The sequence below is a fragment of the Sphingomonas astragali genome (assembly GCF_051400615.1).
In the GTDB taxonomy this organism is placed as follows: Bacteria; Pseudomonadota; Alphaproteobacteria; order Sphingomonadales; family Sphingomonadaceae; genus Sphingomonas.
The window spans coordinates 115,040-130,086 of sequence record NZ_JBLFFH010000001.1 but is presented as its reverse complement, the minus strand read 5'-3'; the positions used below and the strand labels follow the sequence as shown (position 1 = coordinate 130,086).

At 64.5% G+C, this 15,047-nt stretch carries 12 protein-coding genes and 1 pseudogene; 7 read left to right on the top strand and 6 right to left on the bottom strand.

Going from position 1 to position 15,047, the window contains the following annotated elements; all coding sequences use genetic code 11:
• Window positions 1–471 precede the first annotated feature (471 nt).
• The 5 genes and pseudogenes from ACMGER_RS00640 to ACMGER_RS00620 all read left to right on the top strand — a co-directional run bounded on the left by ACMGER_RS00640 (window position 472) and on the right by ACMGER_RS00620 (window position 4,951).
• Window positions 472–792, top strand: a complete 321-nt coding sequence (locus ACMGER_RS00640) for a hypothetical protein (protein ID WP_436810196.1) — start codon at window positions 472–474, stop codon at window positions 790–792.
• Between the two features lie 76 nt (window positions 793–868).
• Window positions 869–988: pseudogene (locus ACMGER_RS00635) on the top strand (IS110 family transposase); the annotation flags it as partial.
• Between the two features lie 147 nt (window positions 989–1,135).
• Window positions 1,136–1,756, top strand: coding sequence for a 2Fe-2S iron-sulfur cluster-binding protein (locus tag ACMGER_RS00630; RefSeq protein WP_436811633.1), 621 nt, complete (start codon window positions 1,136–1,138; stop codon window positions 1,754–1,756).
• The gene (locus ACMGER_RS00625; protein ID WP_436810195.1) at window positions 1,753–2,688 is read left to right on the top strand and encodes an FAD binding domain-containing protein; all 936 of its coding nucleotides are present in this window, start codon (window positions 1,753–1,755) and stop codon (window positions 2,686–2,688) included. Before ACMGER_RS00630 ends, ACMGER_RS00625 begins: the two co-directional genes overlap by 4 nt.
• 1 nt (window position 2,689) lies before the next feature.
• A complete protein-coding gene (locus ACMGER_RS00620; protein WP_436810194.1) occupies window positions 2,690–4,951 on the top strand; it encodes a xanthine dehydrogenase family protein molybdopterin-binding subunit in 2,262 nt (753 codons plus the stop codon).
• 124 nt (window positions 4,952–5,075) lie between these two features.
• Here ACMGER_RS00620 and ACMGER_RS00615 read toward each other — a convergent pair whose 3' ends face one another.
• Complete coding sequence (locus ACMGER_RS00615) at window positions 5,076–6,089, bottom strand: glycoside hydrolase family 43 protein (RefSeq protein ID WP_436810193.1); 1,014 nt, start codon at window positions 6,087–6,089, stop codon at window positions 5,076–5,078.
• Between the two features lie 484 nt (window positions 6,090–6,573).
• Between ACMGER_RS00615 and ACMGER_RS00610 the strand changes: the two genes are divergently transcribed.
• Complete coding sequence (locus tag ACMGER_RS00610; protein WP_436810192.1) at window positions 6,574–7,956, top strand: glycoside hydrolase family 43 protein; 1,383 nt, start codon at window positions 6,574–6,576, stop codon at window positions 7,954–7,956.
• Window positions 7,957–8,310: 354 nt separating this feature from the next.
• Here ACMGER_RS00610 and ACMGER_RS00605 read toward each other — a convergent pair whose 3' ends face one another.
• On the bottom strand, window positions 8,311–9,633 hold the full coding sequence (locus tag ACMGER_RS00605; protein ID WP_436810191.1) for a hypothetical protein: 1,323 nt from the start codon (window positions 9,631–9,633) through the stop codon (window positions 8,311–8,313).
• 512 nt (window positions 9,634–10,145) lie between these two features.
• On the bottom strand, window positions 10,146–12,062 hold the full coding sequence (locus tag ACMGER_RS00600; protein WP_436810190.1) for a TonB-dependent receptor domain-containing protein: 1,917 nt from the start codon (window positions 12,060–12,062) through the stop codon (window positions 10,146–10,148).
• 65 nt (window positions 12,063–12,127) lie between these two features.
• Between ACMGER_RS00600 and ACMGER_RS00595 the strand changes: the two genes are divergently transcribed.
• Window positions 12,128–13,042, top strand: coding sequence for a LysR substrate-binding domain-containing protein (locus ACMGER_RS00595; protein ID WP_436810189.1), 915 nt, complete (start codon window positions 12,128–12,130; stop codon window positions 13,040–13,042).
• A 6-nt stretch (window positions 13,043–13,048) separates the two neighbouring features.
• On the opposite strand, the gene ACMGER_RS00590 is transcribed toward ACMGER_RS00595, so the two are convergent.
• The 3 genes from ACMGER_RS00590 to ACMGER_RS00580 form a co-directional block, all read right to left on the bottom strand.
• The gene (locus ACMGER_RS00590) at window positions 13,049–13,357 is read right to left on the bottom strand and encodes a hypothetical protein (RefSeq protein WP_436810188.1); all 309 of its coding nucleotides are present in this window, start codon (window positions 13,355–13,357) and stop codon (window positions 13,049–13,051) included.
• 73 nt (window positions 13,358–13,430) lie between these two features.
• Complete coding sequence (locus tag ACMGER_RS00585) at window positions 13,431–14,162, bottom strand: DUF899 domain-containing protein (protein WP_436810187.1); 732 nt, start codon at window positions 14,160–14,162, stop codon at window positions 13,431–13,433.
• 49 nt (window positions 14,163–14,211) lie between these two features.
• Window positions 14,212–14,967, bottom strand: coding sequence for a DUF899 family protein (locus ACMGER_RS00580; protein ID WP_436810186.1), 756 nt, complete (start codon window positions 14,965–14,967; stop codon window positions 14,212–14,214).
• Window positions 14,968–15,047: the final 80 nt, after the last annotated feature.

The following is a 15,047-nucleotide window of genomic DNA, read 5'->3' as shown; positions in this document are numbered from 1 at the left end:
TGCTTCAGCGCCGCTCGCCGCTTTGTGCATTAGGCTCTTGGAACGCCGGCTCGAGCGTCCGCTTTCCCCGGGGATCTGCACCGAAAAGCCGCCGTTCCGCAATCGGCCCAGGAGCGGTCCAGAGTCGTATCACTAGAGTCGATGCGAGACGGCGGGTGCGTAGCAGTCGGCGTTTGCTTGCAGCTTTAGCGTAGTGCTAACGGCAGCTCGTATTCGTCAGCTTGGTCCTGCTTGGGGCACCAAATTTCAAAATCGCAGGCCCGGCGGTACGCAGCGGCGGAATGCGGGCGTTTGCAACACTCTGTTCCTCATCTGGGACGGCGGCTTCGCGCCCTCATTCCAGCCGTTCGGCCGCCGAACAGATAATCCCGAAATCTGCCGTTCGTTCAGCCGACAGTCGCGTCCGCTATCGAGTGGTTAGCTGCCCTTGACGCCAATTCCGCCGACGTTAGCTTGTCGTCGATATTGAAAATGCGCCTCTTCTGTTTTGGATATGAAACCCCAACACAGTTCGAGAACAACGCCAGACAAGGTTGGAGCGACGAGGATAGCGCCGCCGTCTGGATCAAAGCGGCGTCAGACGAAGCGGTACTGACTTGGGGGCGATCAGTTGCCGAGAGTTTCGTATCGTTCTTGTTCGAACGCGCTGACAAGGACGCCTATTCATGGGTGGACGGGAATTTCGCTCATTGGATCGAGACTGACCCAAATATTCTGGCGCATGCGAGTGAGCTGCCCGTCGTCACTGTGGGTGAGATGCCGGACTTTACCGTCCTGACCCGCACCACTTAGACGACCGCAATTGATGTCGTGGACGGCGCTCCACCCGACCGGCAGATTTGCTGGTTAGTGTGGAGAGCAGGACACGATGGAGGATGTTTCTGTAATCGGCGTCGATCTGGCGAAGTCGGTGTTTCAGGTTCACGGGATCGATGCGCAGGGCCAGGTGGTGCTGCGCCAGCGGCTGAGCCGGGCCAAGCTGCTACCGGTCGGGACACCTTCATGACCTTCGACTTGCTGAGCGATCAACCATGCCCAAAATACGGCCTTCGGTTCACAACCGACGTCATTTGGAACGGAAGCCGATGGCAGTGGTTCGGTCCCCTTGGGATCCCGGCGGAGCAGGTTTCCAGCCATGACAGACGAAATCAGGATTACGCGTCGTGAGCTGATCGAAGCGGGCGCGGTCGCTCCCGCACTGTTGGCGGCGAGCGAAGGGGCCGCGCAAGCGCGAGACGCGGGAGTTTCGACGGCGAGCGTGACGCTCACGGTCAACGGCCGACGCGAAACGCGCGATGTCGACACGCGAACTACGGTGCTCGATTTCCTGCGCGAGCATCTTGGGCTGACCGGCAGCAAGAAAGGCTGCGACCATGGTCAGTGCGGCGCGTGCACGGTGATCCTCAACGGCCGTCGCGCGAATGCCTGTCTGACATTGGCGGTAATGGCCGATGGCGACGAGGTCACCACGATCGAAGGGCTCGGCAGCGACGACCGGCTCCATCCGATGCAGGAGGCCTTCATCAAGCATGACGGCTTCCAGTGTGGTTATTGCACGCCGGGGCAGATTTGCTCGGCGATCGCGATGCTCGAGGAAGCGAAGGCGGGCTGGCCGAGCCATGTCACCGCTGACGTCGCCTCTCGGCCCAGACTCGATGATGACGAGATCCGCGAGCGGATGAGCGGCAATCTCTGCCGCTGCTCTTGCTATATCGGCATCGTCGCCGCGATCAGGGACGCTGGAGGCGTGGCATGAAATCCTTCACCTACGAGCGCGCTCCCGATCCGGTCTCCGCTGCGCGCGCAGTCGCGGCGCGGCCCGACGCCAAGTTCATCGCCGGCGGAACCAATCTTCTTGACCTGATGAAGCTGCAGATCGAGGCGCCTGGGCATCTGGTCGATGTCAGTCGGCTCGACCTTGACCGGATCGAACGGGTGGACGGCGGGCTGCGCATCGGCGCCGAGGTGCGTAACAGCGACCTCGCCGCCAACCGGACGGTGCGCGAACGCTATCCGGTGCTCGCCGAGGCGCTGCTCGCGGGCGCCTCGGGACAGCTCCGCAATCGGGCGACTACGGGCGGCAACCTGCTCCAGCGGACGCGATGCTATTATTTCTACGACCCTTCCAAGCCTTGCAACAAGCGCGAGCCGGGCTCAGGCTGCTCGGCGATCGGCGGGTTCAACCGCATCCATGCGATCCTCGGCGCGAGTGCGCACTGCATCGCCACCCATCCTTCCGACATGGCGGTGGCCATGGCCGCCCTCGACGCAACAGTCGAGACGGTGAAGCCCGACGGCGGCACGCGACGTATCCCGATCGGCGAGTTCCATCGCCTGCCCGGCAGCACGCCCGAGGTCGAGACGGTGATCGACCGCGGCGAACTGATCACCCACGTGACCTTGCCGCCCGCGCCGCCGGGGCGGCAGAAATATGTGAAGGTGCGCGACCGCGCCTCCTACGCCTTCGCATTGGTCTCGGTGGCGGTAGCGGGGCGGGCGGTGGCGCTCGGCGGCGTCGCGCACAAGCCCTGGCGGGCGAGCCGGCTGGAAGCCGCGACCGCCGGGGGAGCGCCGGTCGCGCAGGCGATCGATGCCGAGCTCGCGCCGGCACGGACCTATCCGCATAACGCCTTCAAGGTGCCGCTCGCGAAGCGGGTGATCGCCTCGGCCCTGGGCGAGGAGGTCTGAGATGACTCAGCAGCAGCCGACGCCCGAGGTCATTCCGCTTTCCGATACCTGGCGCGACGCCAAGATGGTGGGCGATCCCGTCCACCGGCTCGACGGGCCGGCCAAGGTGCGCGGCCAGGCGAAATATGCCTATGAGTATCGCGGCGCCGGCGCCGCGGCCTATGGCTGGATCGTGGAGGCGACGATCGCCAGGGGCCGGATTGTCGCGATCGATACGAAGGCCGCCGAGCGCGCGCCTGGCGTGCTTATGGTGATGACTCATGCCAATGCGCCGAGGCAGGGCGGTCCACCTCCGCGCCCGACCCAGCCCAATCGCTTCGATCGGCCGATGCCGGTGCTGTTCCAGCCGACGGTGCGCTATCATGGTGAGCCGGTGGCGCTGGTAGTCGCCGAAACGCTCGAGGCAGCGCGCGCCGCAGCAGCGCTGGTCGCGGTTCGTTATGCTCCCGAGCGCGCTGCGGTCGATTTCGAGCGCAACCGGGACAAGGCCTACAAGCCCGCCAACCGCATCAATGCCTTTGCGCAACCCGATACCAGCGAAGGCGACTTCGCCGACGCGTTCGCGGTGGCTCCGGTCAAGGTCGATGCGATCTATGTGACCTCGTACGAACACAACATGCCGATGGAGCCCCATGCCGCGATCGCCGAGTGGCAGGGCGATCGGCTGACGCTCTGGTCGGCGCAGCAGAATCTGGGCACCGCCGTCGGCACGATCGCCAAGACGTTGCTGATACCGCCCGAGAATATCCACGTGCTGAGCCCGTTCATCGGCGGCGGTTTCGGCTCCAAGGTGCCGGTGACGCCCAATGCGATCCTCGCGGCGATGGCGGCGAAGCGGCTCGCCCGCCCGGTCAAGATCGCGCAGACCCGCCAGCAGATGTTCGCCAACACCGCCCACCGGCCGCTCAATCACCAGCGGGTGCGGCTGGGCGCGGAGCGCGACGGGCGGCTCACCGCCTTCGCGCATGACGTGATCCAGCAAACGACGCCCTATGACGAGTTCATCGAACAGACCGCGACCTTCGGGCGTGGCATGTACCAGGCGCCCAACCGGCTGACGACCAGCCGGGGAGTGATGCTCGACATGCCGAGCGGCGACATCATGCGCGCGCCGGGCGAGCAGCCGGGCAGCTTCGCGCTCGAAAGCGCGATAGACGAGCTGGCGCACGTGCTGAAGATGGACCCGATAGAGCTGCGCCTGCTCAACGAGCCGGCACGCGATCCCGAGGGCGACAAGCCCTTCTCGAGCCGCAGCCTAGTGGCGTGCCTGAAGGAGGGCGCAGCCAAGTTCGGCTGGGTCCAGCGGCCGAGCGCGCCCGGATCGCTGCGGCAGGGCGACTGGCTGGTCGGCTTCGGCGTGGCGGCAGCGACCTTCCCCGCCTTTGTGCGCCCCGCATCGGCGATGGTCGAGCTGACGCCCGACGGCACCGCGATCGGCCGGGCCGACTTCACCGATCTTGGCACGGGAAGCTGGACGAGCATGGCGCAGATCCTGGCGCAGGAAACCGGGCTGCCGGTCAACCGCGTCAAGTTCGAGATCGGTGACTCGCGCTTTCCCCGCACGGCCGGCTCAGGCGGGTCGTTCGGCATGACCAGCGCAGGCGCTGGCGTCCACCGCGCGTGCGAGAACCTGCGCGCGGAAATGGGGAAACTCGCCGGCGCCGGCGGCGCGGTGAGGCTGGCGGAGGGGCGCGTGCACTGGGACGGCCAGTCGCAGCCACTCGCCGAGTTCATGCGGCGATACGCACCGAAGGGTCTGTCGGCGCAGGGAAGGCAGGGCGGGCTGCCGCCGCCCGAGAAGCTGCCGGTTTCGGCGCATAGCTATGGCGCGCAGTTCATCGAGATCGGAGTGCACCGCGTCACCTTCGAGCTGCGCATCCGCCGCGCGCTCGGCGCGTTCGCCGCGGGACGGATCATCAACGAGCGGCTCGCGCGTTCGCAGCTGCTCGGCGGGATGATCATGGGAATCGGATCGGGGCTGCACGAGGAATCGGTGGTCGATCCGCGCCACGGCCAGTTCGTCAACCGCGATCTGGCCGAATATCACATACCCGTCCATGCCGACATCCGGAACCTCGACGTGCTGTTCATTCCCGAACGCGAGGAGGTGCTGAATCCCTTGGGCACCAAAGGCCTGGGCGAGATCGGCATCGTGGGGGTGTCGGCAGCGATCGCAAATGCGGTGTTCAACGCAACGGGAACGCGCGTACGCGAAGCGCCGATCACGCTCGACAAACTGTTGTCAGGGCTGAAGGAAACCTAGGTCCAACCAGCGTGTTTGATCTGAGAGTCGACAAATAGCAACGCGCGAGTCTGCGCGTCAGCTTTGCGCCCGCATATCGGCCGTTCCAGCATTCTGGGCTGACGCTTCAAAGCCGCCGCAAGGCTCAGCGGGCCGGGGGGACCGACACCCCGGCGTCGGTTTGCACGACCGGCTTCATCGTGCCGTCGGAATTGTACCGGAGATATTCGACGGTCACTGCCCGCCGCCCGACCGCGCCGTTGAGGTTGCCGATCGTCAGCGCGGCGTTGTGCAGGAACAGGTACCAGTTCCCCTTGAACTCGGCGATGCCCGCGTGGATCGTGAAGCTGTTTCTACCGGAGCCGGTCAGCTCGCCGCGATATGTCCAGGGCCCGTTGAGCGAGGTTGCAGTCGCGTATGAAATCTTCTCGTCGCGGTGCTTCGACCGGTCGAGTGAGGCATAGGTCAGATAGTAGAGCCCGCCGCGCTTGTGCAGCCAGGGCCCTTCCTCGAAATGCGGAGGGGTGATCTCGGTGATCGGACCCTCGATCTCGATCATGTTGGGCTTGAGCTTGGCGATGTAGCATTGGCGGTTGCCCCACGCGATCCACGTGGTTCCGTCATCGTCGGTGAACACCGTCGGATCGATGTCTTCCCAGCTGTGCGTACCCTTGGGCGTCATGTCATTGGTGATGAGCGCAGAGCCCTTGGCGTCGACGAACGGGCCGGTGGGCGAATCCGACACCGCGACGGCGATAGCCTTGCCGGGATGTGTGTCGTCGTGCTCGACCGTGGCATAGAACCAGAACTTCCCGTTCTTCCGGATCGCTTGCGCTGCCCAGGCATCCTGCTTCGCCCATTTGAAATCGGCGACCTTCATGATTGGACCATGATCGGTCCAATGCTTCATGTCGGTGGTGGAATAGACGAGCCACTCGCGCATATCGAACATCTCGTCGCGCTGCGCCTCGTCGTGTCCCACGTAGAGATACAGACGATCGCCGACGACGAGCGGGGCAGGATCTGCGGTGAACTTGTCGCGCACAACCGGATTGGCGCCAGCCGGCGACCGGGGTGGCGTCTGCCCCACCGCCGGAGAAATTGGTATCGCTACCATAATCAGCGGTGCGAGCAGCGCCCGCTGAATGCCATTCACCACATCGCTCTCCAGGCTGTTCAGCGTGTAGATTAGTCAGACTAATATGTTGGTCAATATTTCAGCTGGTCGGCCGCTGGACGCATGTGGCACGCGGACCGCCCGCATCGGACGAACAGCGGCTTGCGGTGCCCGCTCTGTACTGCGCAGGCCAGATTGAGCCATTGTCTCTTCGGTCATGCCGAGAATCGCGAGGCGGTAGAGAACCGGCCCGTCATTGCCCCCGCGCGCTTCCCGGGACCCACGCAAGGCGGCGCCCTCCGGGCAGAGCGATCCCGCGACTATAGTAGCGTTATCATATCGCAAGGCTCCGCTTGGCAAGCGGACCGGCGGCCGCAACAGGAAAATGTTGCCAGCGGGAGCGGGAGGGGAATGAGGCGGCTTGTCAGGCTTGGCGGCAGCATTGATCGTGCGACACGGGTAAGTCGATTTGCGGGAGGACCGAATGCGTCACAGGGCTTCATCGGGTTTTCGGATTGCGTGCTCGATGGCGATCGCATGGCCTGCCGCGGCCGGCGCGGACAATCCCGTCATCCAGACCCGCTTCACCGCGGACCCGTCGCCGCTGGTGCACGATGGCGTCGTCTATCTTTATGCCGGTCATGACGAGGATGACGCCGAAGGCTTCAAGATGCTCGATTGGCGGCTCTACAGTTCGACCGACATGGTCAACTGGACCGATCGCGGGGTCGTGGCTTCGCTGAAGACCTTCCCGTGGGCGGTTCAGGACAACGACGCCTGGGCGCCCCAGGTGGTCGAACGCGGAGGCAAGTTCTACCTTTATGCGCCGGTTAGCATTGCCGGCTCGCCCAAGAACGTCATCGCAGTCGCCGTGGCCGACAAGCCGGAGGGGCCGTTCAGGGACGCCCTGGGCAAGCCGTTGCTAGGGCCCCAGGACGGCTTCTTCGATCCCACCGTGTGGGTCGATGACGATGGGCAGGCCTATCTCTACTGGGGCAACCCGCATCTTTGGTACGTGAAGCTCAATCCGGACATGGTTTCCTATTCCGGGCCGATCGTGAAGGTCGATTCCAAGCCGGCCGATTACCAGGAAGGTCCCTGGTTCTATAAGCGGAACAAGCGATACTACATGGCCTACGCCTCGACGTGCTGCCCGGAAGGCATCGGTTATGCGATGAGCGACAAGCCCACGGGCCCCTGGGTGCACAAGGGCAAGATCATGGATCCCAACCAAGGGTCGACCGGCAACCACCCCGGCATCGTCGACTATATGGGCGCGACCTACCTCTTCGGCTTCAACTATCGGCTCAATTTCGGGATCACGCCGATCCATCACGAGCGGCGGTCGATCACCGTCACCCGCATCAGCTACAATCCCGACGGCACCATCCCGAAGCAGCCATGGTGGGACGACAAGGGCGTCCAACAGCTGAAGCCCATTGACCCGTTCCAGCGGGTCGAGGCCGAGACGATCGCCTGGACGTCGCGGACCAAGCGGGACCGCGATCGCCCGTACGATTGGGCGCCCGGGGTAACGACGGCCAGCGACGCGCAAACCGGCGTCTATGTGACCCGCACCGGCGACCGCAGCTATATCAAGGTCGCCGGCGTCGATTTCGGCAAGGCCGGTGCGAGCAGCTTCGTCGCAAGCGTCGCCAACGCGCTGCCGAAATCGCGGATCGAGCTTCGCCTCGACCGTGTCGACGGTCCGGTCATCGGCACGTTGCAGCTGGACGGCGCCGCGACGGGCAAGCAGTGGCGGGAGGTAAGCACGCCCGTATCCGGCGCGACCGGCACCCGCGACCTCTACCTCCTGTTCAAGGGCGGCTGGGAGCCATCGCTGGTCAATGTCGACTATTGGCGCTTCACGCGCGCGCCCGCGTTGTCGGACCAGGGTGGGGCTTTATAACCAAAGGATGGCAGCGGCGAGATGGACGCTCCGAGACGGCGGCGAGGCGGTCGTATCCGCTTGTGGCCATTTGCCAGAAGCGGTCGACCGACCGAGAGTGAGCGCGATGCGGCGGCCGCGTCGGATGATTCGAACTCACGTTCCGCCGTTGGTTGCCCGGCCTACCACGCCCAGCGCAGCTGCGGCACCGCCAGGATAGGAAACGCGCCGCCTTGCGGAAGTCGGCTGCCATCACCGCGAGGTCGGCAGCAAGTGCCTGACCCTGGAGACGGAATTATCGGCCGCCAGGTACCATTTCGGCTTGCCGCGTCGTGAAACGCCGTTGGCGCTTTTGCACCGGCAAGGGCCGGAGGTTCACATCCAGAATGGCTTCCACTCAACCTTCTGGCTGGGGCGGTCGGAATACATGGTGCGGGCTTCGCTCAGGTCATCAAGCGTCCGATTGTCGACATGGGCGAATGCGGCCTCCATCGCCGCATCCCGGCCTGCCGCCCAGTCGGCGAATCGGAGCGGGACCAGGAGGTCGGGCATGGTCCAGATGCGCTTGTCCAAGGGGTGGGAATCGAACCAGGGGAGGGTCGAGACATACGCCGGAAACCCGTCGGCCTGGAACGGCATGGCATCGCCGTAGTGGTTAGGCGCGCCGCCGCTGGGTTCGCCCACGAATACCGCCCAGGTCTCCCGCTCAATCCGCGAGGTCAGGTTCTGGGCTGCGGAAAAGGTCTTCCCGCTGGTGAGCACGTAAAGGCCGCCGGGCCGGTTGAACCGGGACCGCTCGAGGTACCTCCTCAGACCCTCGCCCATGAGGTTGCTGCCGCCGTCGTTGCGGCGCAGGTCCAGCACGACACGTTCGATTTCGGGGGTTTCCATTGCCGCAAAGGCGTCGCGGACGAAAGCCAGGATCGAGTCGCGCTTGTCGCTCAGGCGATCGAAGGCGATGACCAGCACCTTGCCGTCCGTATGGACGAAGTTGGCCTGGGCGCCCGGCCGCCAGGTCTCGACCGGCCAGGGCTTGCGTGACAGTGCGACCAGCGCGTCGCCGCCACCCGGACGCGGCGTCAGCGCGACCTCGACGGCTGACCCGTCGACCTCCGCTTCGAGGGTGACTGGCGCTGACACGGCAGCCGGCCCGGCCAGTCGCGCCCCGCGCAGGACCGCAGGCTTCAGGGCGAGGCCCGCGTCGTGATAGGCCCAGGCGGCGTTGTTGGCAGGCCATACGGCTGCGAAGGCGCGCAGGACCTGCTCGACAGCGACCCCGTCGACCCGCACAATCCGGCCGCCCAGCAACGGCGTGCCCTCCGCCTTGGCGGCGGTGACGTAGAGGCCGTCGAAGAAAGGGCTGGCTGTGATCGGCAGGTCAAGGTCGAAGCCGGGGAGCTTGACCATATACGTGTAGATGGTCGTGTGCCCGTCGCGGAACCAAGCCAACCGAGCCATGAGGCCCATGACCCAGACCTCCGTCGTCAGGTCATCCGCTTCGGCGGCGAGCCGGTCCCAACCCGACCGCCACGCCGGATCCGCGGCGGCTTCCCAACCGCGCGGGTGGGTCGTCTCGGCGTACTTTTGCAATCGACGAGCCTCCGCGCGGCGGAGTGCAGGGACCGGAGCCGCCGCCAGCGCTGCCGGGGCCGCCAGGCTGCCGGACAGCAGAAGGGAGAAATCACGCCGTGTGATCATGCGATCAGTCTAAGCACGCGCGGCTTTGGCGCGATACTTAAGTTCGTTAACAGGCCGGGCGACAGCGCTTTCATGGTGTACTCAAAGTTGCTCACATAACTGAGTGGACGATCAAATCCCTGCCGAGGAGCCGTAGGTTGGGGCAGGGCCTCGCTGTAGGTCGCGCGCCGCCGGCGACGCCTGGCGTGGCCGCCGCCTACTGCCGGTTGGTTTCGCCCGGCGCCCGCGCCGGCGGCGCGTCCATTCCCTCGACGAAGCCGGTGAGGCGGGCGGCGCGCGATCGTCGAGGAAAGGCACGGCCAGGTCGGCGATCAGCTGTGCTTCGGACGTGAGGCCGAAATGCGACGTGGCGGGAAGGATGGCGAGGCGCGCACGCGGCGCCCTCTGATGATGCCTTGCGCCGCCGCCTGCCGGTCGCCGCCGCCGCGCAGCCGGAACAGCTCGATCGCATGGTCCAGCTGATCGTTCGAGTCGCTCCGGGTAACGGCGCTTCATACGGCATTTGCCGCCTTTCACAGGTCAACGGTGAGTCTCGCAATCAGCTGGCGCGACTGGATGTAGGTAAAGGCATTGTTGCCGAACACTTCCCAGCCATAAGTGTTGAACAGGTTCGTCGCTTGAAGCCGCAGGACGGCGGGCGCGCCCTGAAGTGCAAAGCGATAGCGAACACCTAAGTCTATCGTCGTATAGCTGCCTACGCGGAGGGCATTTGCGACGTCGGAATAAGTTGGCCCACGGTGCTCGGCCGCCAGATCCGCTGAGAAGGCGTCCCATTGCGGCGGACGCCATTCGATGTTGCCGCTGAGCGTGTGCGATGGCGTTCCCACCGGGCGCCGTCCGATTGCCCCCGAGGCTACCTCATCCCCCGCCAATCTTGCGTCTAGTAAGACTCCACCGGCGACCAGGGTCCACCCGTTGACAGGTGAGCCCGCCAGCGACCCTTCGAGGCCGCGATGCCGGATTGTACCCAGCGTGCGGAAGATATTGCCAGTGTCGAGCCCATAGTAGGGCTTCTCGATTTCGAACCCCCCAGCGATCACAGCCATAGGGCCGACACGCAGGCGCAACCCGGCGTCGATCTGTTTCGTTCGGATCGCCGAGGGCGCTTCATCGCGGTTAAGAGCGATCTCGGGTGCGACCTCGCTCTCTTCCAGGCCTCGCGTTATGCTCCCATAGAGTGCGAGCGATCGCGTAACGTCGAGCGTTGCTCCCGCATTGAATAGCCACGGCTTGTCGCGGGAGGCGGGGAGGGCGCCAGCGGGCGTTCGCACGGTCTTGGTATAATCGCTCCGTTGGACTCCGAGATTGATCTGACCAACGCCCGCAACGCGTCCTTGATAAGCCAACCCGGCGGTCCACTGACGCACGCGATCATCGCTTTTGGCGGAAAAGACAAAGTCCGGCCTGGCAACGTAATCCGGCTCGTCGAAAGGGGCCGGACGTAGCGAGATACTGTCGGCCCCGCCGTAAATGCGATTCTGTGATCGGGCCCGCGCGATCAATTGAAACTCGTGCCGAACACCCCCTTGGCCGAACTGGCGGCTGATGCCGATCTCACCGCTGGTCGAGACGTTCGAGCGGCGCGGCCGGGCGATCACCGTGCGCCCGGCCAAGACACCGGGTTCTGCGGCGTCGAGGAGAACGCTATGCCCCTCACGCACGACATTGACCGAACGGAAGGCTCCCGCACGAATGCCGAACCCGCCCAACCGGGTCCGGCTGATAGCGCCATAGTTGAATCGCTCGGTCTCGACATCAGCCCAGCGCTGGCCGACAAATTGGCGCCGTGTCATCCGGGGCGGAACCCCCTGTCCGTTCCCTATGATGATGGGAAAAATATCCTCATCCGTGATGCGGACCCGGCTCCAGAAGGGCTGTATCTCGGTTAAATCGTTTGGCCGCCACGCCGCCGTCGCCATCATGCTGAAGACATCGGCGTTGTTGCCCGATGCATATTCACTCCGACTGAAGCTTGCAGCGGCACCAATTCCCAGAGTCCGCCCAGCGATCGGCATCATGGCATCGACCTCGATGAGCATACCTCCAAAGCTATTCGCTTGAGACACCAGACTCAAAACGGCTTCCGCACCGGGTTTACGCAACCGATAATCAACGATGCCCGACGGTGCGGGAAACGCGTAGCCAATTGCCGAAGGTCCAACGCGAATCCGATTGCCCTCTACCAGTCGCGGCGAGAGATCTGCCTGCCGATCAATGAACAATCCTTCGATCCGCACATTGCCGGCATCGATCGGCGAGAAGCCACGAACATCGCCGGGTCCATAGACGCCCAGATCCTCACCTCCGTCATTGGAACCGAAGGCATCTTCGGCGTCCGCAACCGCATTGTCGTCAACCCTTTGGGCGCATGCCGGAGATACCGCACAAAGAGAAACTCCGCAGGCCAGTGCGACATACTCGATGCTCATTCTCTCCAGATAAGGCGCGAACGATATTGACATAGAGCGCCGTTCGGCGAAGAGGTGTGCGTGCTATGCACGCGTCGCCGGACTTACCACCGCTCGATGGTCTCAGTGCCCTCCTCGCCGCTGCGGACGGCGGGTCCTTTACTGCAGCCGCCCAGATGCTCGGCCTCACCCACGGGTCAGTCAGCCGTCGGATCAGCGTCCTCGAAGCCTGGCTCGGCACCCGCTTGTTCGAAAGGCATGGGCGCGGAGTGCGGCTGACGCCGGCAGGTCAGCGTTTCACAAACGACGCGAGAGCAGCGTTGGGTGGGCTGCACCGCAGCACGGAGCAATGGCGGCCATGGCAGGGCCGCCAGACGGTTCGATTGAGCGTGGTGCCGTCTTTTGCACGGCTATGGATGTTGCCGCGTCTCGCACAGATCGAATTGGCCGACATCCGTATCGAACTGATCTTGGATCATCGGCCAAGCGATCTGGATGCGCGTGAGGCTGACCTGGCGGTCCGCTATGGTCTCGGCAACTGGGAAGGGGTCCATGTTTCTGAGCTGTTCGCGGAAACGCTCGTACCAGCAGCGGCGCCCGCGCTCGCCGACCAACTGGGAGGAGATGTCCCCGTCAAGACCTTGCTATCGGCACCGCTCATTCATGATTCCGACACCAGCCAATGGCGCGCATGGTTAGCCGCTGCGAATATCCGATATCGACCGCGCTGGCAGGATCGCCGTTTCGAAGACTATGACACAGTCGTCGTCGCTGCACAGGCGGGTCTTGGAGTTGCGCTGCTGCGTCTGCCGCTGGTCCAGGAGGTGGTAGATCAGGGTGGACTTCGTCCGATTAGCACGCGGAGCACCGTGAACCCCGCGAAGCACTTCATCTGCACTCGGGAGAACGAAAGCCGCGCAGCGGTCTTGGAGGTCGCGGACCGGCTGCGACGCCTGTGCGGCGCGGAAGCAGCGATGCTGACCGCTGGCGGCAAATCCTGATCACCGTTACCTCTCGGAAGCTGATCGCCGCGATCCCGCCGAGCGTACGCTGGCGATCAGCTTGAGCCAAGGCGCCGAGTGGAAAACGCTCATCAACACGTACATCAGCGTCATTCCGCTCAGCGGCGACCCCCCATGCGCGGCCGAGCAGAGAATGTCCGCCGGGCCGCCGTGAGCCGCGGTCAGCAGCGCCATGATCGCGAAGGCGGGCGCAGCCGCCAGGCTCAGCCAGTCGGCTGCGCCGAGTGCGGCGGCGCCAACAGATTCGCGACGGATCGCGCCGGAGGTGGATCCGTCGTCACGAGCCTCGCTCATGTCATTATTCTCCACTTACGCGTCGACGCGGGTCCGGAGCGCGTCCGCTCCGACATCCGACACCTCGACCGATTTAGTCTCGATCAGGATCCGTCGCCCCGTCATTATGCCAGACCCACCACTCGTACGGCGGGGTCTGAGGATAGCCCTTTGGAGAGTCCTCCCACTCCTCCTGGCGTCCGAGTGCGGTGATATCGAGGTAGTTCCAGGTGTTCCCCATTTGCTCGTCGCCACGGCCGCCGTTGGTCGAGTAGGTTAGGAACACGCGGTTGCCGTCACGAATGAAGGCGAGTGTGGCGTGCCATTCATCCACGCCGAAGTTGGCGTCGAAATCATCGGTCAGCGTGTACCAGGGGATATGCTCCCAGACCATCTGGGCCTTCAGGCGATGAATGTCCGACTGAGGCGCGCGCGAGACGAACGCGAGGCTTGTGTCGCGGGCGTTCAGATGGGCGGGATGCGCAACCTGATCGGCGACCATGGAGCAGCCGATGCAGGCACGTTCCGGCCAGCCGGATACGCCGGGCTCGAAGAAGGCACGGTACAGGATCAGTTGACGGCGGCCTTGGAACAGATCGAGCAGGCTCAGATTGCCTTGGGGGCCGATGAACGCATAGTCCTTCTCGATCTCCATCCAAGGTAACCGCCGGCGCTCGGCGACCAACGCATCGCGGGCCTTGCTGTGCGCTTTTTCCTTCGCGAGAAACCGTTTCGACGCGGCTTTCCACTCCTCCGCCGAGACGATCGGCGGCGTCTGCATTCCGAGCAGTTCGCTTTTCGGGTTGCTTTCAGATGATGTGGTCATGGCTCTCAGGCCTCCATCGCTATTTGCGGGTCGGGATGCGGAGCCGAAGTCAGCCGCCGCCAGTGCTCAAGTCATCCGAATGGCCGGCAGCGAGGCGAGGCCACTGCGCGATCGGACGGCCACCGATGCGAAACGGGTGCTCGCCGTCGTCATTGCGCCAACCCTGCGGCCAGCCGGCGGGCGAGTCCTCCCACGGTTCCTGACGCCCATAGGCGGTCAGGTCGAGCAGCCGGTAGCTGTTGTCCATTGCCTCGACGCCGCGCGTCCAGGTCCAGTAGGTCTCGAACACATCGGATCCCTGCCGCAGATAGCAGACGAGGTGCATCATCCCGATCCGCCGTCCAATCAGGAGCCCGTCGAGCGAACCCTCGGCGGAATACCACGGCATCGTCCAGCCCATGAACGCGCGGTAGCGGACGCTCTCCTCGTATGAGCCTTGGCAGAACGTGGCATAGGTAACGTCACGCGAATGGATAATGGCCAGATCGCGGACCTGCGTCGTAAAGAACGTGCAGCCCTCGCACTGCCTCGGCGCCGGGCGGCCCCCGAACCACATGTGGTAATAGGCGATGAGCATCCGCCGCCCCTCGAACGCGTCCAGGAGCGTTGTCGGCCCATGTTCTCCGATGAGCGGTGTCGCGCCGTCCACCGCGACCATCGGCAGCCGCCGGCGGGCAGCGGCGATGGCGTCGCCTTCCCTCGTGTGAGCCTTTTCACGAACCCGAAGGGCGTCCAGCTCGGCCTGGAACGTCGCCCGATCGGCGAGCCTGGGCGCTGCAAGTTCGTTGTTCGCGAGGTCTTTCATCGTTCTTCTCCCTTAGTCGGCTTGCCGGTGTTCGATCGACCGAAGCACGACCCGCGCCTTCGGTCTCTCCTCGAGCGAGC